We start from the raw sequence: 15,157 nt of genomic DNA, 5'->3' as shown, positions 1-15,157 counted from the left end.
GGTTTTCGCCCATGCCTGCACCTTGCCATCACCTTGCCATCACGGCAGGCGCAAGTCCAGGCCCAGCTTCGTGGCCAGCAGGTAGGTGGCGAAGCCCAGGATCACGACCAGCAGCACGAACAGCACGGCCACCTTGGCGCCGGTACCCACCACCGCGCGCATCTCCTTCTTGCGGTCCGGATGCTTCTTCCCTTGATCGTAGTGCCACTTCACGGCAAAGAACATGCCGATGCTGAGTGCAACGACCTTGAACGTGAAGAAGACCACGGGGAACCATTCCATATCCATCATTTGCGTAATTCCAGGCTATCACTTGGACTGAGGAGCACCGGTTCACCACGGCGCCGGGCAGTGTCATTCGAAGAGGAGTGAGACGAAAACGCCAGCGATCGGCCATGCAGGGATGGTGCCGATGGTGCCGATGGCGCTTTTGAGGCATTCTACTCAAAAGCAAAATCCATACATCGAGACAAAATGTCCCAGTTGAAAGCCATACAAGATCCGCATCCGCCAAGCTGGCTGCCGCACCTGGCCGCGCAGGGCGGGCCGCGCTTCCTGCAGATCGCGGATGCCTTGCAGGCTGCGGTGGCGGACGGCTCCCTGAAGCCGGGTGACCGCCTGCCTCCCCAGCGCCGGCTGGCGGCGCAGCTGGGCGTCGACCTGACCACGGTCACCCGCGCCTACGACGAAGCCAGGCGGCGCCACCTGCTGGAGGGCCGCGGTGCGCGCGGCACCTATGTGGCGGCGCCAAAGGTCGAGCTGAACCCGGTCCTCGACCTGAGCATGAACACCCCGCCACCGCCGGATGGCGTGGACTTCGGCGACATGCTGAAGCAGGGCTTGTCCCAGGTACTGATGAGGGCGGACAATGAATTGCTGATGACCTACCACCTGGGCGGGGGAAGCGAGGCCGACCGCCAGGCCGGCGCCGCATGGCTTGCGCCGATGTTCGGCCGGCTGGACGCCAGCCAGGTGGTAGTCTGCCCGGGGGCGCAGGCGGCCATCGCCGCCCTGATCCTTGCGCTCACGGCGCCTGGCGACGTGATCCTGGCGGAACCAATGACGTATCCCGGCCTGCGCGCCGCGGCGACCCGGTTCAGCCGCCGCATCGTTGCGGTGGACGCGGACCAGCACGGCATGCTGCCCGGGCTGCTCGAGCAGGCCTGCCGCCAGCACAGGCCGCGGCTGGTTTACCTCAATCCGACGCTGCAGAATCCGACCGCCATCACCATGCCGGAAGGCCGGCGCAGGGAGCTCGCCGGCGTCGCGCAGCGCTGCCATGTACGCATCGTCGAGGACGATCCCTACTGGCTGCTTGCCGATGCCCCGCCGCCGCCGATCGCCGCGCTGGCCCCGCACCAGGTGCTCTACATCTCGACCCTGTCGAAATGCCTGACGCCCGGCCTGCGCGTCGCCTTCGTACTCCTGCGCGACCCGGACGAGCGCGAGCGCTTCCTGGTCGCGCTACGCGCGTTCGCACTGATGGCCGCGCCGCTGACGGCCGCACTGGCCACGCAGTGGATCCTCGACGGTTCCGCGGGCGGCTTGCTGGAAGGCGTGCGCAAGGAGGCGCGCCTGCGCCACCGGATGGCGCGCGACATCCTGGCGGGCCGCTACGGCGGCACCGGCGACGGCCTGCATGTCTGGCTTGCGCTACCGGCCTATTGGAACAGCGCGCAGCTCGCGCGCGCAGCCGACAGCGAGGGCATCGCCGTCACGCCGGCGGAGGCGTTCGCGACAGGCAGCGCCTGCGCGAACGCAATCCGGATCTCCCTGGGCAGCATCCAGGACCGTGGACGCCTGCAGGCAGGTCTGCAACGGCTGTCGCACCTACTTGCGCGGCGGCCGGAACCGTTCAGCGCCGCCGTCGTGTAAACATTCATCACGCTGTCACATACAATTTCTAAACTGCAAGTATCCCACTCATCCCACCCACTCGGATACGTGCAAATGCCACTTACGAAGCTGCAGACCGGCACCAAGCTCCTTGGCGCCTTCGGTATCGTCTCCCTCCTGATCCTGATCCTGTCGGCCGTGGCGCTATGGCGCATGCAGTCCACCGACGGCCTTACCCACGACCTCGTCTACGACAAGCTGGCCAAGCAGCAGCTGAGCGCCGACCTGCTCGGCGTCGAGCGCCTGAACGGCTCGCGCACGGTCGCCGTCGCGCGCAGCGACAGCCTGGAGCTGGCCGACTACTTCGGCACCCAGCTGGCCCAGGGCAAACAGGCCGCGTCCGCGCTTGAAGCGAAGCTGGCGGGGCTGCCGCTGTCGGCGCGCGAGGCCGGGCTGGTCGCCGAAGCGGGCAGGCACAAGGCCGCACTGGCCAGGACCCAGGCCGCGCTGTTCCAGGCCAAGGAGTTCGGCCAGACCCAGGTTGTCGAGCGTCTCGTTGCCGGCGACTGGGAACAGGGCTACCGGGCATATGCCGGCGCGCTGGAGGCTTTGCTGGCCCACGAGACGGAAGAGGCGCGCCGTCTCGCCGCGGAGTCGGCTGCCGCCTCGCTGGCCGGCAAGTCGCTGGTGCTGGCCCTGGGCGCCGGCGCGCTCGTGATCGGTGCCGCCATGGCCTGGATCCTGACCCGGAACATCGTCGGCCCGCTGCGCCAGGCCGCCGTGCTGGCCGAGCAGGTGGCGCATGGCGACCTGCGTCCGGTGATCCGCCACGGCCGCCACGACGAGATCGGCCGCCTGTTCGATGCGCTCAACGGCATGACGGGCGGTGTGTCCGCCACCGTGTCCCAGGTGATGCAGGGCGCACGGGAGATCGACATGGCGTCCGGCGATATCGCGGAGGGCAACCAGGACCTGGCGCGCCGTACCGAGCGCCAGGCGGCGGCGATCCGCCAGACCGTCGGGGCGATGGACGAACTGGGCGCGGCCATCGCCCGCAACAATGCCAGTGCGCGCTCGGCCCATGCCGTGGCCCGCTCGGCCTCCAGCGTGGCGGTGCGCAGCGCGGAGGCGGTCGAACAGGTGGTGGCGCGCATGGGCGCGATCAAGGCCTCGAGCGAGCGCATCGTCGACATCACCGCCATGATCGACAGCATCGCCTTCCAGACCAACATCCTGGCGCTGAACGCGGCGGTGGAAGCGGCGCGCGCCGGCGCCGAAGGACGCGGCTTCGCGGTGGTGGCGGCCGAGGTGCGTAGCCTGGCCCGGCACTCGGCGACGGCGGCGAAGGAAATCAAGCAGCTGATCGGCGCATCGACGCAGGAGGTCGCCGCCGGCACCGACATCGCCGGTACCGCGGGCGAAACCATGCGTGCGGTGCTTGCCCACGTGCACGACGTGGCCGGGCTGCTCGACACCATCCACGACGCCAGCAGCGAGCAGGCCAGCGGCGTGGCCCAGGTGAGCCAGGCGATCACAGAGATCGACGAATCGACGCAGCAGAACGCGGCCATGGTCGAACAAGCGGCGGCCGCCGCGGCATCGATGCGCCGGCAGGCGGCCGAGCTGTCGCAACTGGTGGCGACCTTCAAGTTGCGCACGGGTGCGCAGGCGCCGCGCGCACTGGCCGGCGCCTGAGGCGAGCGGCAAGGAAGCGGCAGGGGCGCGGCTTGCTGTATCATGCCGACCTCGAAAACGAAAGCCGCGCATGCTCATCATCACCATCAAACAGGGCAAGGAACAGGCCCTGCTGTCCGGCGACCCCTGGATCTACCTGTCCGCGATCGAGAAGGTCGAGGGCAAGCCCATGGAACGCGGCAAGCCGGGCGCCACCGCGCTGGTGCAGTCCTCGGCGCGGCGCTTCCTGGCGCGCGCGGCCTACAACGCCAAGTCGCAGATCGCGGCCCGGGTCTGGACCCTGGCTGAAAACGAGCCGGTCGACCATGCGCTGATCAAGCGCCGGGTGCAGGCCGCCGTCGAGCGCCGCGCTCCCGTGCTGGCGCAAGCCGACCTGCAGGCCCTGGTCCAGCTGGTCGATGGCGAGCAGGATGGCCTGTCCGGGCTGCTGGTGCACGCCTACGGCGGCCCGGCCGGCTACCTGGTGTGCCAGTTCAATGCCGCCGGCGTCGACCTGTGGAAAGTCACCATCGTGCAGGCGCTCCTCAAGGCGACCGGCTGCCCCAACGTCTATGAGCGCAGCGACGAGCTGGTGCGCAAGGCGGAAGGGCTGCCGATCACCCGGCGCGTGCTGGCCGGCGAGGAGCCGCCGCAACGCCTGATGGTGCGCGAGGGCGCGCGCCTGGTACCGATGGACATCCGCACCGGTTTCACCTACCCGCGCTGAGCACGGGCGCGCGCGCCCGTTGACTTCCGCCGCCGATCGCCGACAATGCATTGTGGGCGTCGTGCGGGGAGACAGCGCATGGTCATGAACCAACCGGGGTTTCTGTTTGCCACCGGAATCGAGAACAGCATCCCGACCATCGATGGCGGCAGGCATCGCATGGACGAGATGGACAAGTGCGGCCATTACCGCCACTGGCGGCGCGACTTCGACCTGGTCCAGGAAATCGGCATCCGCTTCCTGCGCTACGGCCCGCCGCTGCATACCACCCTGGTCGGCCCCAGGCGCTACGACTGGTCCTTCGCCGACGACACCTTCCCTGCGCTGCGGCGGCGCGGCCTGGTCGCCATCGTCGACCTGTGCCACTTCGGCCTGCCCGATTTCCTCGGCAACTTCCAGAATCCGGATTTCCCCGCCATCTTCGCCGACTACGCGCGCGCCTTCGCGCTGCGCTATCCCTGGATCCAGATGTACACGCCGGTCAACGAGATGTCGATCTGCGCGCTGTTCTCGGCCCTGTACGGCTGGTGGAACGAACAGCTGCGCAGCGACCGCGCCTTCGTCACGGCCATGAAGCACCTGGTGAAGGCGAACCTGCTGGCCATGCGCGCGATCCTGGAAGTGCGCCCGGACGCGCTGTTCGTGCAGAGCGAATCGACCGAGTACTTCCATGCCCGGTCTCCCGCCGCGATCGCGCCGGCCGAAACCATGAACGCGCGCCGCTTCCTGTCGCTCGACCTGAACTACGGCCGCCGCGTCGACTCCACCATGTACGAGTACCTGCTGGACAACGGCATGACGCGCGAGGAGTACCACTACTTCCTCAACAACAACCTGAAGCACCACTGCATCATGGGGAACGACTATTACCAGACCAACGAGCACCTGGTCGCCAGCGACGGATCGAGCACCGCCTCCGGCGAGATCTTCGGCTATGCGGTCATCACCCACCAGTACTACAACCGCTACCGGTTACCGGTGATGCACACGGAGACCAACCTGTGCGAGGGGCCCTGTGGCGACGAGGCGGTGCGCTGGCTGCGCAAGGAATGGGCCAACGTGCTTCGGGTGCGCAACAACGGCGTGCCGCTGGTCGGCTTCACCTGGTATTCGCTGACCGACCAGGTGGACTGGGATACCGGCCTGCGCGAAGACAATGGCCACGTCAACGCGCTCGGCCTGGCCGACCTGGACCGCAAGCTGCGGCCGGTGGGCCTGGCATACCGCGACCTGATCCGCGACTGGACCGAAGTGCTGCCGACCCAGAGCGTGTGCCTTCAGGTGCCGCTGGAGCTCGACGAGGATTATCCGGAGCACGGCGGTTCGCGGCCGCGCCCCATCGCCGACCCGGGTGCCACCACGGGCGCGCCCAAGAATACGGAATAGGCATGCGTTTCTCGAACCAGGTCGTGATCGTCACCGGCGCCGCTGGCGGCATCGGCCTCGCCACGGCCCGGCGTTTCGGCGCCGAGGGTGCGTCGGTGGCGCTGGTCGACCAGGATGCGAAGGCGCTGGCGGCAGCCGCCGCGCAGGTCCGGGGCGATACGCTGCAGGTCGTGTGCGACGTGGGTGACGAGGGGCAGGTAAGCGCAGCCGTCGACCGGGTCATGCAGCGCTATCGCCGGCTGGACGTCGTCGTCAACAACGCCGGACTCATGATGTTCCGGCCGATCGAGGAACTGGACGGCGCGCAGTGGAACAAGATTCTGCGGGTCGACCTGCTGGGCGCGTTCTATTTCGTCAAGCAGGGCTTCCTGCATATGCGGCCCGGCGGCGCGATCGTCAACGTCGCCAGCGTGCATGCGCTCGAAACCGAGCCGAACGTCGCACCCTACGCCGCCGCCAAGGCGGCACTGCTTTCCCTGACGCGCTCGGCGGCGATCGAAGGCATCCCGAAGGGCATCCGGGTGAACGCCATCCTGCCGGGCGCCGTCGACACCCCGATGCTGTGGAACAACCCGCAGGTGAAATCCGGCACCGAGCACCTCGGTCCCTCCGAGGTCGGCAAGCCCGCGCAGGTCGCGGCCGCGATCGCCTTCCTGGCGTCGAGCGATGCGGCCTTCATCCAGGGCGCCTCGCTGCTGGTCGACGGCGGCCGCCTGTGCCAGCTCTAGTCAGATGGCCGCCAGCGCGCGGCGCAGGTCGTCGCGCTGGTCTTCCAGGTGCTCGATGCCGACCGACAGCCGGATCAGGCCGTCGCCGATGCCCAGTCCGGCGCGCTGCTCGGGCGGGATGGTCGCATGGGTCATCAGCGCCGGGTGCTCGATCAGGCTCTCGACGCCGCCCAGGCTTTCGGCCAGGGTGAACACCTCGCAGGCTTCGAGGAAGCGCCGGCTGCCGGCCAGGTCGGTGGCCAGGTCGATCGAGACGATGCCGCCGAAACCGTTCATCTGGCGCCGCGCCAGCGCATGCTGGGGGTGCGATTCCAGGCCGGGGTAGAACACCTTGCGCACCTTCGGCTGCTGCTCCAGCCACTGGGCCAGGGCCAGCGCGTTGGCGCTGCTGCGCTCCACGCGCAGGGCCAGGGTCTTGATTCCGCGCAGCACCAGGAAGCTGTCGAACGGACCCTGGATCGCGCCCACGGCGTTCTGGATGAAGCCGAGCCCCTCGGCCAGGGCCGCGTGGCGCTCGTCGCGGCCGACCACCGCCACCCCGCCGATCACGTCCGAGTGGCCGTTCATGTACTTGGTGGTCGAGTGCACCACGATGTCGAAGCCCAGTTCCAGCGGGCGCTGGACGATGGGACTGGCGAAGGTGTTGTCGCACACGGTGATCACGCCGCGCGCGCGGCACAGCGCCGCGATCGCCGCCAGGTCGGCGAGCTTGAGCATCGGGTTGGTCGGGGTCTCGACCCACACCAGCTTCGTCTCGGGCGTGAGGGCCCTGGCCAGGGCATCGGGGTCGGTCAGGTCGGCGTAGCTGAAGCTGTGGCCGGCGCTGCGCCGGCGCACCCGCTCGAACAGGCGATAGGTGCCGCCGTACATGTCGTCGCCGGCCACGATGTGCGAGTTCGCCGGCAGCAGCTCCAGCACCGCCGCGATCGCGGCCAGGCCGGAAGCGAAGGCAAAGGCGGCGCTGCCGCTTTCGATGTCGGCCACGCAGCGCTCCAGTGCCCAGCGGGTCGGGTTGTGCGAGCGGCCGTAATCCAGGCCCTTGTGCACGCCCGGACTCTCCTGGCGGAAGGTCGAGGTGGCGAAGATCGGCGGCATCACGGCGCCGGTGGCCGGTTCCGGCGCCTGGCCGCCGTGGATGACGCGGGTGGCGATGTGCTTGTGCTGGTCGGTCATGAGAGCGTCCTACGAAGATGGTTGAGCAGGTCGTAGCGGGTGATCAGGCCGTAGAAGCGCTCGCCGTCGTGGATCACGGCGGTCAGCCCGCGGTCGAGGATTTCGCGCAGCTGGCCCATGCCGGCGGTGGGCGGCAGGGTCTGGAGCGAGGAAGTCATGGTGGCCGAGACGGGGGCATGGAAGTCGCCCCCCTTGCCGGTCACGTGCAGCAGCAGGTCGGACTCGTCGATCAGGCCGGCCAGCCGGCCCCCGGCGTCGATCACCGGCAGCTGCTGCAGGTCGGCGTTGCGCATGCGGTTGAAGGCGGTAAGCAGGGTGTCGGTGGGGGCGACGGTCACCACCTCGCCCTGGTCGTGGCGGCGCCCGATCAGGTCGCGCAGGTCGCCCGTCCTGGGGCGCGTGATGAGGCCCTGGTCGACCATCCAGCCGTCGCTGTAGACCTTGCTCAGGTAGCGGGTGCCGGTGTCGCACACGAAGCTGAGCACGCGCTTGGGCCGGGTCTGTTCCCGGCAGTAGCGCAGGCTTGCTGCCAGCAGGGTGCCGGTGGACGATCCGCCCAGGATGCCTTCCTGCTGCAGCAGCAGGCGTGCGCTGGAAAAGCTTTCCTCGTCGTCGATGGTGTAGGCCTTCTTGACGCGCGACAGGTCGGCGATGCCAGGGATGAAGTCTTCGCCGATGCCTTCCACCGCCCACGAACCTGCGTCGGTGCGCAGCACGCCGGTATTCACATAGTCGGCCAGGATCGAACCCTTCGGGTCGGCCAGCACGAATTCCAGGTTCGGCTGCACCTTCCTGAAATAGCGCGACAGGCCGGTAAGGGTGCCGGAAGAGCCGACGCCGACCACGATCGCATCCAGCCGGTGGTTGACCTGGTCCCAGATCTCGGGACCGGTGGTGGTCTCGTGGGCGCGCGGGTTGGCCGGGTTGTTGAACTGGTCGGCGAACCAGGCGCCGGGAATTTCCTTGGCCAGGCGCGCCGCATAGTCCTGGTAATAGTCGGGATGCCCCTTGCCGACGTCGGAACGGGTCAGGTGGATCTCGGCGCCGAGCGCCTTCAGGTGCAGGATCTTCTCGGGGGCCATCTTGTCGGGCACCACCAGCACCACCCGGTAGCCCTTGATGCGCGCGACCAGGGCCAGGCCGAGGCCGGTGTTGCCGGCGGTGGCTTCGACCACCGTGCCGCCGGGCGCCAGGCGGCCGTCGTGCTCGGCCTGTTCGATCATGGCGCGGCCGATGCGGTCCTTGATGGAGCCGCCGGGGTTTTGCGATTCGAGTTTCAGGAACAGCTGGCAGGGACCGGTGTCGATCCGGGTCACTTCGATCAAGGGGGTGTCACCGATCAGGGAAAACAGTGCAGCTTGCGACGCATGTTGCATAGTGCCTCCGAAGGCCGGGCCGGGCCCGGTTGCGCGCCGCTTCGTGGGCGGACGCTGGTCGACGAGCTGGCGCTCCTCCGGCGCCAGGCCATACAAAAATGTCATGATACGGCGAATAGCCGCGCCGGTGTTGATCCCGCTACCGATGGCCGAACTAGCGCTTCTTCAGGCGCCGCCAGAGGGTGGTGCGGCTGATGCCCAGGTGCCGGGCCGCGGCGTCGCGCTGGCCGCCGAAGCGCGCCAGCACCTCGTCCAGGCTTTCCCCGGCTGCAGCCGGGAGGGCAGGGGAAAGGGAAGGCGATACGTCCGCCCCCTGCGCCAGCTCGGGCGCGATCGCCAGCAGGAAGGCCGGGGTCAGCGCCTGCAGCGGCTCGGCCGCCATGAACAGGGCCAGGCGCTCCATCAGGTTGCGCAGTTCGCGCACGTTGCCGGGCCAGGGATAGGCTTCCAGCAGCGCCGCGCAGGCCCCGATCTCGGCATGCAGGTTCGGATGCGGACGCGCGTCGAGCGCGGCCAGCGCGCCCTTGAGCGACCATTCGGCCAGCGGCACGATGTCGGCGCGCCGCGCGCGCAGCGGGGGTAGGGCCAGGCGCAGCACGGCCAGGCGGTAGAACAGGTCGGCCCGGAAGCGCCCCTCGCGCACGCGCGCTTCCAGGTCGCAATGGGTGGCGCTGATCACCCGCACCTCGATCGGCACCGGCCGGGTGCCGCCCACGCGCATCACCTCGCGCTCTTCCAGCACGCGCAGCAGGCGCGTCTGCAGGCCGAGCGGCATCTCGCCGATCTCGTCGAGGAACAGGGTGCCGCCGTTGGCGGCCTCGAACAGGCCGGCGTGGCCGCCGCGCCGGGCCCCGGTGAAGGCGCCTTCCTCGTGGCCGAACAGTTCCGATTCCAGCAGCGACTCGGCGATCGCGCCGCAGTTCACCGCCACGAAAGGGCGGTTGAGCGCGCGCCGCAGGCCCTCGCGGTGGATCGCCTGGGCCACCAGTTCCTTGCCGCTGCCGGTCTCGCCCTGGATCAGCACCGTGGCCGGCGAACGCGCATACAGCACCACGGTCTGGCGCAGGCGCTCCATTGCGCCTGAATCGCCGCGCAGGTCGTGCAGGCCGCGCCGCGCGCGGCGCGCCTCGAGCGAGGCGCTGCGCCGGCCGTGGTTCGCTTCGAGCCGGGTCAGGCGCGCCATCTCGAGCGCGTCGTCGAAGGCCTGCCGGATCGACGCGGCCGAATACAGGAACACCCCGGCCAGCCCCGCTTCCTCGGCCAGGTCGGTGGCCAGGCCGGCGCCGACGATCACGGCGATGCCCGCGGCCTTCAGTTCATGGATGGCAGCGCGCGCGTCTTCTTCCGTGACGTAGGTGCGCTGGGCGATGTCGAGGCCGAAAGTGGCCGCGAAGTCGGCCAGTTCCGGCAAGGGTGTGCCGTAGCTGATCACGCCGATGCGTGCCGACACCCGGCGCGCCCGCGCCAGCGCCTGCATCACGTCGAAGCCGCTGGCCCTGGCCACCACCACCGGCGCCGCCACCCGGCCCTTCAGGTAGGCCGCGTTGGAGCCGGCCGCGATCACCACGTCGCAGCGCTCGGCGGCCATGCGTTCGCGGATACGGCGCGCCGCCTCGTCGAAGCCCAGGTGCAGCGGCTCGATCGTGGCCAGGTGGTCGTACTCGAGGGTGATGTCGCGGAACAGGTCGGACAGGCGCGATACCGACACTGTCCAGATCACGGGCTTGTCGCCGCCGTCGGCGGGGCTGCGGGAGGGATCACTCATGGCGGCAAGTGTAGCCGATCCGTGCGCCGTGCTTGCGGCCAGTGCCCGCGGCGCTGCCGGCTGCGCAAGCGCTCACAAGTAAGCGCTCACAAGTAAGCGGTCGTAAGAATGCGGTAAGGCCGCACCCGTAGGATGGGCCCCAGCCTGTAAAAAAAGGCATCACGATAACTACCGGAGACAGAAGTGGAACAAGACATCGTACAGCGGGTCAAGGCCGACCCCAATTACCGCAAGCTGGTCAGGGCGCGCTCGCGCTTCGGCTGGATCCTCACCTGGAGCATGATGGTCGTGTACTACGGCTTCACACTGCTCTGCGCCTTCGACAAGGAATTCATGGGCAGCCGTTTCGGCGACGGCGTCATGACCTGGGGCATTCCGCTGGGCCTGTTCGTGATCCTGTTTACCGTCGTGATCACCGCCGTCTACGTGCGCCGCGCCAACGGCGAGTACGACCGCCTGACCGACGCCATCAAGGCCAATGCAGCCAGCGGCAACGGCAGCGGCAACGGCAGCGGAAGGAAGGTGGCCGCATGAACACCCTGAACCGTATCGTCCTCGCGCCGGCGCTGCTGGCCGCCAGCGGCGCCGTCCTGGCCGCGCCCGACCTCGGCCAGGCCACCAAGCAGGCCACCAACTGGACCGCGATCAGCATGTTCGCGATCTTCGTGGTGCTGACCCTGTTCATCACCAAGTGGGCCGCCGCCAAGACCCGCTCGGCCTCCGACTTCTACACCGCCGGCGGCGGCATCTCGGGCTTCCAGAACGGCCTGGCGATCGCCGGCGACTTCATGTCGGCGGCCAGTTTCCTCGGCATTTCCGCCGCCGTGTTCCTGGACGGTTTCGATGGCCTGATCTACGCCATCGGCTTCCTTGTCGGCTGGCCGGTGATCACCTTCCTGATGGCCGAGCGCCTGCGCAACCTGGGCCGCTATACCTTCGCCGACGTGGCCGCCTACCGCTTCCACCAGAAACCGATCCGCGTGTTCGCGGCGTCGGGCACCCTGGTGGTGGTGGCCTTCTACCTGATCGCGCAGATGGTCGGCGCCGGCCAGCTCATCAAGCTGCTGTTCGGCCTGGAATACTGGATCGCGGTGGTGATCGTGGGCCTCCTGATGATGGTCTACGTGCTGTTCGGCGGCATGACCGCGACTACCTGGGTGCAGATCATCAAGGCCGTGCTGCTGCTGTCGGGCGCGTCCTACATGGCCTTCGCGGTGCTGGCGCAGTACAACTTCAGCCCCGAGCAGCTGTTCTCGGCCGCCACCGAGGTGCACGCCAAGGGCGACTCCATCATGGGCCCGGGTACCTTCCTGAAAGACCCGATCTCGGCGATCTCGTTCGGCATGGCGCTGATGTTCGGCACCGCCGGCCTGCCGCACATCCTGATGCGCTTCTTCACCGTCCCGAGCGCGAAGGAAGCGCGCAAGTCGGTGCTGTGGGCCACCACCTGGATCGGCTACTTCTACATCCTCACCTTCATCATCGGCTTTGGCGCGATCGTGCTGGTCGGGACCAATCCGGCCTTCAAGGACGCCGCCGGCAAGCTCCTGGGCGGCAACAACATGGCGGCGGTGCACCTGGCCAATGCCGTGGGCGGCGACATCTTCCTCGGCTTCATCTCGGCGGTGGCCTTCGCGACCATCCTGGCGGTGGTAGCCGGCCTGACCCTGTCGGGCGCCTCGGCGGTGTCGCACGACCTGTACGCCACCGTGTTCAAGAAGGGCAAGGCCAACAGCGCCGATGAGCTGAAGGTGTCGAAGATCACCACTATCGCGCTGGGCATCATTGCGGTATTCCTCGGGATCGCGTTCGAGAAGCAGAATGTCGCCTTCATGGTGTCGCTGGCCTTCGCGATCGCCGCCTCGGCCAACTTCCCGGTCCTGTTCATGTCGGTGCTGTGGAAGGACTGCACCACCCGCGGCGCCACCGTCGGCGGCTTCCTGGGCCTGGCCACGGCCGTCGTGCTGACCGTGGTGTCGAAATCGGTCTGGGTCGATGTGCTGGGCAATGCGCAAGCGATCTTCCCGTACACCTCGCCGGCGATGTTCTCGATGGCGGTCGGCTTCTTTGGCATCTGGTTCTTCTCGGTCACCGACAAGAGCCCGCGCGCCGCGATCGACAGGGCCGGCTTCGAAGCACAGGAAGTACGCTCCGAGACCGGCATCGGCGCCGCGGCCGCCTCGGCCCACTGAAGCCCGCGCTTCGATCACCGAACCCCGCCGCGGCGGGGTTTTTTGTTGCTACAATGTTTCACTTTATGTTGCATGTTGCGTTCGATTGAAACACGTGGGTGGGGCAAACGGCGCCAAGTCCTTGAAATTCGGGCGAAAGCGCGACTGGCACGCCACTTGCATTAGCTAACCCGTATTCGCTCAACGCATCACTCGAAAGGACAAGCATGAGTCTCACCTCCGCTGGCGCCGCCTTCCGCAAGGCCGTCCAGGAAGAATCCCCGCTGCAGGTCATCGGCGCCATCAACGCCAACCACGCGCTGCTGGCCAAGCGCGCCGGCTACCGCGCCATCTACCTGTCGGGCGGCGGCGTGGCCGCCGGTTCGCTGGGCCTGCCGGACCTGGGCATTTCGAGCCTGGAAGACGTGCTGATCGACGTGCGCCGCATCACCGACGTGTGCGACCTGCCGCTGCTGGTCGATATCGACACCGGCTTCGGCGCCTCTGCCTTCAACGTGGCGCGCACCGTGCGCAGCCTGGAAAAGGCCGGCGCCGCCGCCTGCCATATCGAGGACCAGGTCGGCGCCAAGCGCTGCGGCCACCGTCCGGGCAAGGAAATCGTCGGCAAGGACGAGATGGTGGACCGCGTCAAGGCCGCCGCCGATGCCCGCCACGACGGGGACTTCGTGATCATGGCGCGCACCGACGCGCTGGCCGTGGAAGGGCTGGACGCCGCCATCGAGCGCGCCGTCGCCTGCGTGGAAGCGGGCGCCGACATGATCTTCCCGGAAGCGATGACGAGCCTGGAGATGTATAAACAGTTCGCCGACGCCGTCAAGGTGCCGGTGCTGGCCAACATCACCGAGTTCGGCTCGACCCCGCTGTTCACGCTCGACGAGCTGCGCAGCGCCAACGTGTCCATCGCGCTGTATCCGCTGTCGGCCTTCCGCGCCATGAACAAGGCGGCCGAGAACGTGTACCAGGCGATCCGCCGCGACGGCACCCAGCAGAACGTGCTGGACACGATGCAGACCCGCGCCGAACTGTACGACCGCATCGACTACCATCGCTACGAGCAGAAACTGGACGCGCTGTTCGCCCAGAAGAAAACCACATAACGCAGACTCAGGAGAATCCACGCATGAGCACCCAGAACAACGAGACCCCAACGTTCAAGCCGAAGAAATCGGTGGCCCTGTCCGGCGTCGCCGCCGGCAATACCGCGCTGTGCTCGGTGGGCAAGTCGGGTAACGATTTGCACTACCGCGGCTACGATATCCTGGACGTCGCGAACACCTGCGAGTTCGAGGAAATCGCCTACCTGCTGGTGCACGGCAAGCTGCCCACCCAGGCGGAACTGAAGGGCTACAAGGCCAAGCTGAAATCGCTGCGCGGCCTGCCGCAAGCGGTGAAGAGCGCGCTGGAAGCGCTGCCGGCCGGCGCCCACCCGATGGACGTGATGCGCACCGGCGTGTCAGTGCTGGGCTGCACCCTGCCCGAGAAGGACGACCACAACATCGCCGGCGCGCGCGACATCGCCGACCGCCTGATGGCGTCGTTCGGCTCGATGCTGCTGTACTGGTACCACTTCAGCCATAACGGCAAGCGCATCGAGGTCGAAACCGACGACGACTCGATCGGTGGCCACTTCCTGCACCTGCTGCACGGCGAAAAGCCGCGCGACTCGTGGGTGCGCGCGATGCACACCTCGCTGATCCTGTACGCCGAGCACGAGTTCAACGCCTCGACGTTCACGTCGCGCGTGATCGCCGGCACCGGGTCCGACATCCACTCGGCCATCACCGGCGCGATCGGCGCGCTGCGCGGACCAAAACACGGCGGCGCCAACGAAGTCGCGCTCGACATCCAGAAGCGCTATGAAAACGCCGACGAGGCCGAAGCCGACATCCGCAACCGCGTCGCCAACAAGGAAGTCGTGATCGGCTTCGGCCACCCTGTGTACACCATCAGCGACCCTCGCAACGTGGTGATCAAGGAAGTGGCGCGCACCCTGTCGCAGGAAGCTGGCTCGATGAAGATGTTCGACATCGCCGAGCGCCTGGAATCGGTGATGTGGGAAGTCAAGAAGATGTTCCCGAACCTCGACTGGTTCTCGGCCGTGTCGTACCACATGATGGGCGTGCCGACCGCCATGTTCACGCCGCTGTTCGTGATCTCGCGCACCTCGGGCTGGTCGGCCCACATCATCGAGCAGCGCATCGACAACAAGATCATCCGCCCGAGCGCGAACTACGTCGGTCCGGAAGACCTGCAGTTCGTCCCGATCGCCGACCGCACCTGAGCGTCAACAGAATGCGCCG

Annotated in this window: 13 protein-coding genes; 9 read left to right on the top strand and 4 right to left on the bottom strand. The window is 67.8% G+C overall.

Annotated features, from left to right (window positions below; translation table 11 throughout):
* Positions 1 to 39: 39 nt before the first annotated feature.
* Complete coding sequence (locus LE190_RS18500) at positions 40 to 291, bottom strand: hypothetical protein (RefSeq protein WP_307734725.1); 252 nt, start codon at positions 289 to 291, stop codon at positions 40 to 42.
* A gap of 183 nt (positions 292 to 474) precedes the next feature.
* Here LE190_RS18500 and LE190_RS18495 point away from each other — a divergent pair, with 183 nt between their 5' ends.
* The 5 genes from LE190_RS18495 (at position 475) to LE190_RS18475 (ending at position 6,351) form a co-directional block, all read left to right on the top strand.
* Positions 475 to 1,875, top strand: coding sequence for an aminotransferase-like domain-containing protein (locus LE190_RS18495; protein WP_225240084.1), 1,401 nt, complete (start codon positions 475 to 477; stop codon positions 1,873 to 1,875).
* 75 nt (positions 1,876 to 1,950) lie between these two features.
* On the top strand, positions 1,951 to 3,531 hold the full coding sequence (locus LE190_RS18490; RefSeq protein WP_225240083.1) for a methyl-accepting chemotaxis protein: 1,581 nt from the start codon (positions 1,951 to 1,953) through the stop codon (positions 3,529 to 3,531).
* A 70-nt stretch (positions 3,532 to 3,601) separates the two neighbouring features.
* Positions 3,602 to 4,237, top strand: a complete 636-nt coding sequence (locus LE190_RS18485; RefSeq protein WP_225240082.1) for a class I SAM-dependent rRNA methyltransferase — start codon at positions 3,602 to 3,604, stop codon at positions 4,235 to 4,237.
* Between the two features lie 78 nt (positions 4,238 to 4,315).
* On the top strand, positions 4,316 to 5,623 hold the full coding sequence (locus LE190_RS18480) for a family 1 glycosylhydrolase (RefSeq protein WP_225240081.1): 1,308 nt from the start codon (positions 4,316 to 4,318) through the stop codon (positions 5,621 to 5,623).
* Positions 5,624 to 5,625: 2 nt separating this feature from the next.
* The gene (locus LE190_RS18475) at positions 5,626 to 6,351 is read left to right on the top strand and encodes an SDR family NAD(P)-dependent oxidoreductase (protein WP_225240080.1); all 726 of its coding nucleotides are present in this window, start codon (positions 5,626 to 5,628) and stop codon (positions 6,349 to 6,351) included.
* On the opposite strand, the gene LE190_RS18470 is transcribed toward LE190_RS18475, so the two are convergent.
* The 3 genes from LE190_RS18470 to prpR all read right to left on the bottom strand — a co-directional run bounded on the left by LE190_RS18470 (position 6,352) and on the right by prpR (position 10,665).
* Complete coding sequence (locus tag LE190_RS18470; RefSeq protein WP_225240079.1) at positions 6,352 to 7,524, bottom strand: trans-sulfuration enzyme family protein; 1,173 nt, start codon at positions 7,522 to 7,524, stop codon at positions 6,352 to 6,354.
* Positions 7,521 to 8,900, bottom strand: coding sequence for a pyridoxal-phosphate dependent enzyme (locus LE190_RS18465; RefSeq protein ID WP_225240093.1), 1,380 nt, complete (start codon positions 8,898 to 8,900; stop codon positions 7,521 to 7,523). The genes LE190_RS18470 and LE190_RS18465 overlap by 4 nt, the downstream gene beginning before the upstream one ends.
* A gap of 154 nt (positions 8,901 to 9,054) precedes the next feature.
* A complete protein-coding gene (gene prpR, locus LE190_RS18460; RefSeq protein ID WP_225240078.1) occupies positions 9,055 to 10,665 on the bottom strand; it encodes a propionate catabolism operon regulatory protein PrpR in 1,611 nt (536 codons plus the stop codon).
* A gap of 183 nt (positions 10,666 to 10,848) precedes the next feature.
* Here prpR and LE190_RS18455 point away from each other — a divergent pair, with 183 nt between their 5' ends.
* From LE190_RS18455 to prpC, 4 genes are all read left to right on the top strand, one after another.
* Complete coding sequence (locus LE190_RS18455) at positions 10,849 to 11,199, top strand: DUF485 domain-containing protein (RefSeq protein ID WP_225240077.1); 351 nt, start codon at positions 10,849 to 10,851, stop codon at positions 11,197 to 11,199.
* Positions 11,196 to 12,857, top strand: a complete 1,662-nt coding sequence (locus LE190_RS18450) for a cation acetate symporter (protein ID WP_225240076.1) — start codon at positions 11,196 to 11,198, stop codon at positions 12,855 to 12,857. The genes LE190_RS18455 and LE190_RS18450 overlap by 4 nt, the downstream gene beginning before the upstream one ends.
* A 206-nt stretch (positions 12,858 to 13,063) precedes the next feature.
* Positions 13,064 to 13,954, top strand: a complete 891-nt coding sequence (gene prpB, locus LE190_RS18445) for a methylisocitrate lyase (RefSeq protein WP_225240075.1) — start codon at positions 13,064 to 13,066, stop codon at positions 13,952 to 13,954.
* A gap of 23 nt (positions 13,955 to 13,977) precedes the next feature.
* A complete protein-coding gene (gene prpC, locus LE190_RS18440) occupies positions 13,978 to 15,138 on the top strand; it encodes a bifunctional 2-methylcitrate synthase/citrate synthase (RefSeq protein ID WP_225240074.1) in 1,161 nt (386 codons plus the stop codon).
* The last annotated feature ends 19 nt before the right edge of the window (positions 15,139 to 15,157 follow it).

It is taken from the genome of Massilia hydrophila (assembly GCF_020208145.1).
GTDB classification, from domain to species: Bacteria; Pseudomonadota; Gammaproteobacteria; order Burkholderiales; family Burkholderiaceae_D; genus Telluria; species Telluria hydrophila.
This window is presented reverse-complemented; position numbering and strand designations above follow the sequence as displayed.

What these genes read in the sequence shown, in the direction of transcription:
- LE190_RS18500 (WP_307734725.1), bottom strand. Translation starts at nt 291, where the DNA reads ATGATGGATATGGAATGGTTCCCCGTGGTCTTCTTCACGTTCAAGGTC.
- LE190_RS18495 (WP_225240084.1), top strand. Translation starts at nt 475, where the DNA reads ATGTCCCAGTTGAAAGCCATACAAGATCCGCATCCGCCAAGCTGGCTG.
- LE190_RS18490 (WP_225240083.1), top strand. Translation starts at nt 1,951, where the DNA reads ATGCCACTTACGAAGCTGCAGACCGGCACCAAGCTCCTTGGCGCCTTC.
- LE190_RS18485 (WP_225240082.1), top strand. Translation starts at nt 3,602, where the DNA reads ATGCTCATCATCACCATCAAACAGGGCAAGGAACAGGCCCTGCTGTCC.
- LE190_RS18480 (WP_225240081.1), top strand. Translation starts at nt 4,316, where the DNA reads ATGGTCATGAACCAACCGGGGTTTCTGTTTGCCACCGGAATCGAGAAC.
- LE190_RS18475 (WP_225240080.1), top strand. Translation starts at nt 5,626, where the DNA reads ATGCGTTTCTCGAACCAGGTCGTGATCGTCACCGGCGCCGCTGGCGGC.
- LE190_RS18470 (WP_225240079.1), bottom strand. Translation starts at nt 7,524, where the DNA reads ATGACCGACCAGCACAAGCACATCGCCACCCGCGTCATCCACGGCGGC.
- LE190_RS18465 (WP_225240093.1), bottom strand. Translation starts at nt 8,900, where the DNA reads ATGCAACATGCGTCGCAAGCTGCACTGTTTTCCCTGATCGGTGACACC.
- prpR (WP_225240078.1), bottom strand. Translation starts at nt 10,665, where the DNA reads ATGAGTGATCCCTCCCGCAGCCCCGCCGACGGCGGCGACAAGCCCGTG.
- LE190_RS18450 (WP_225240076.1), top strand. Translation starts at nt 11,196, where the DNA reads ATGAACACCCTGAACCGTATCGTCCTCGCGCCGGCGCTGCTGGCCGCC.
- prpB (WP_225240075.1), top strand. Translation starts at nt 13,064, where the DNA reads ATGAGTCTCACCTCCGCTGGCGCCGCCTTCCGCAAGGCCGTCCAGGAA.
- prpC (WP_225240074.1), top strand. Translation starts at nt 13,978, where the DNA reads ATGAGCACCCAGAACAACGAGACCCCAACGTTCAAGCCGAAGAAATCG.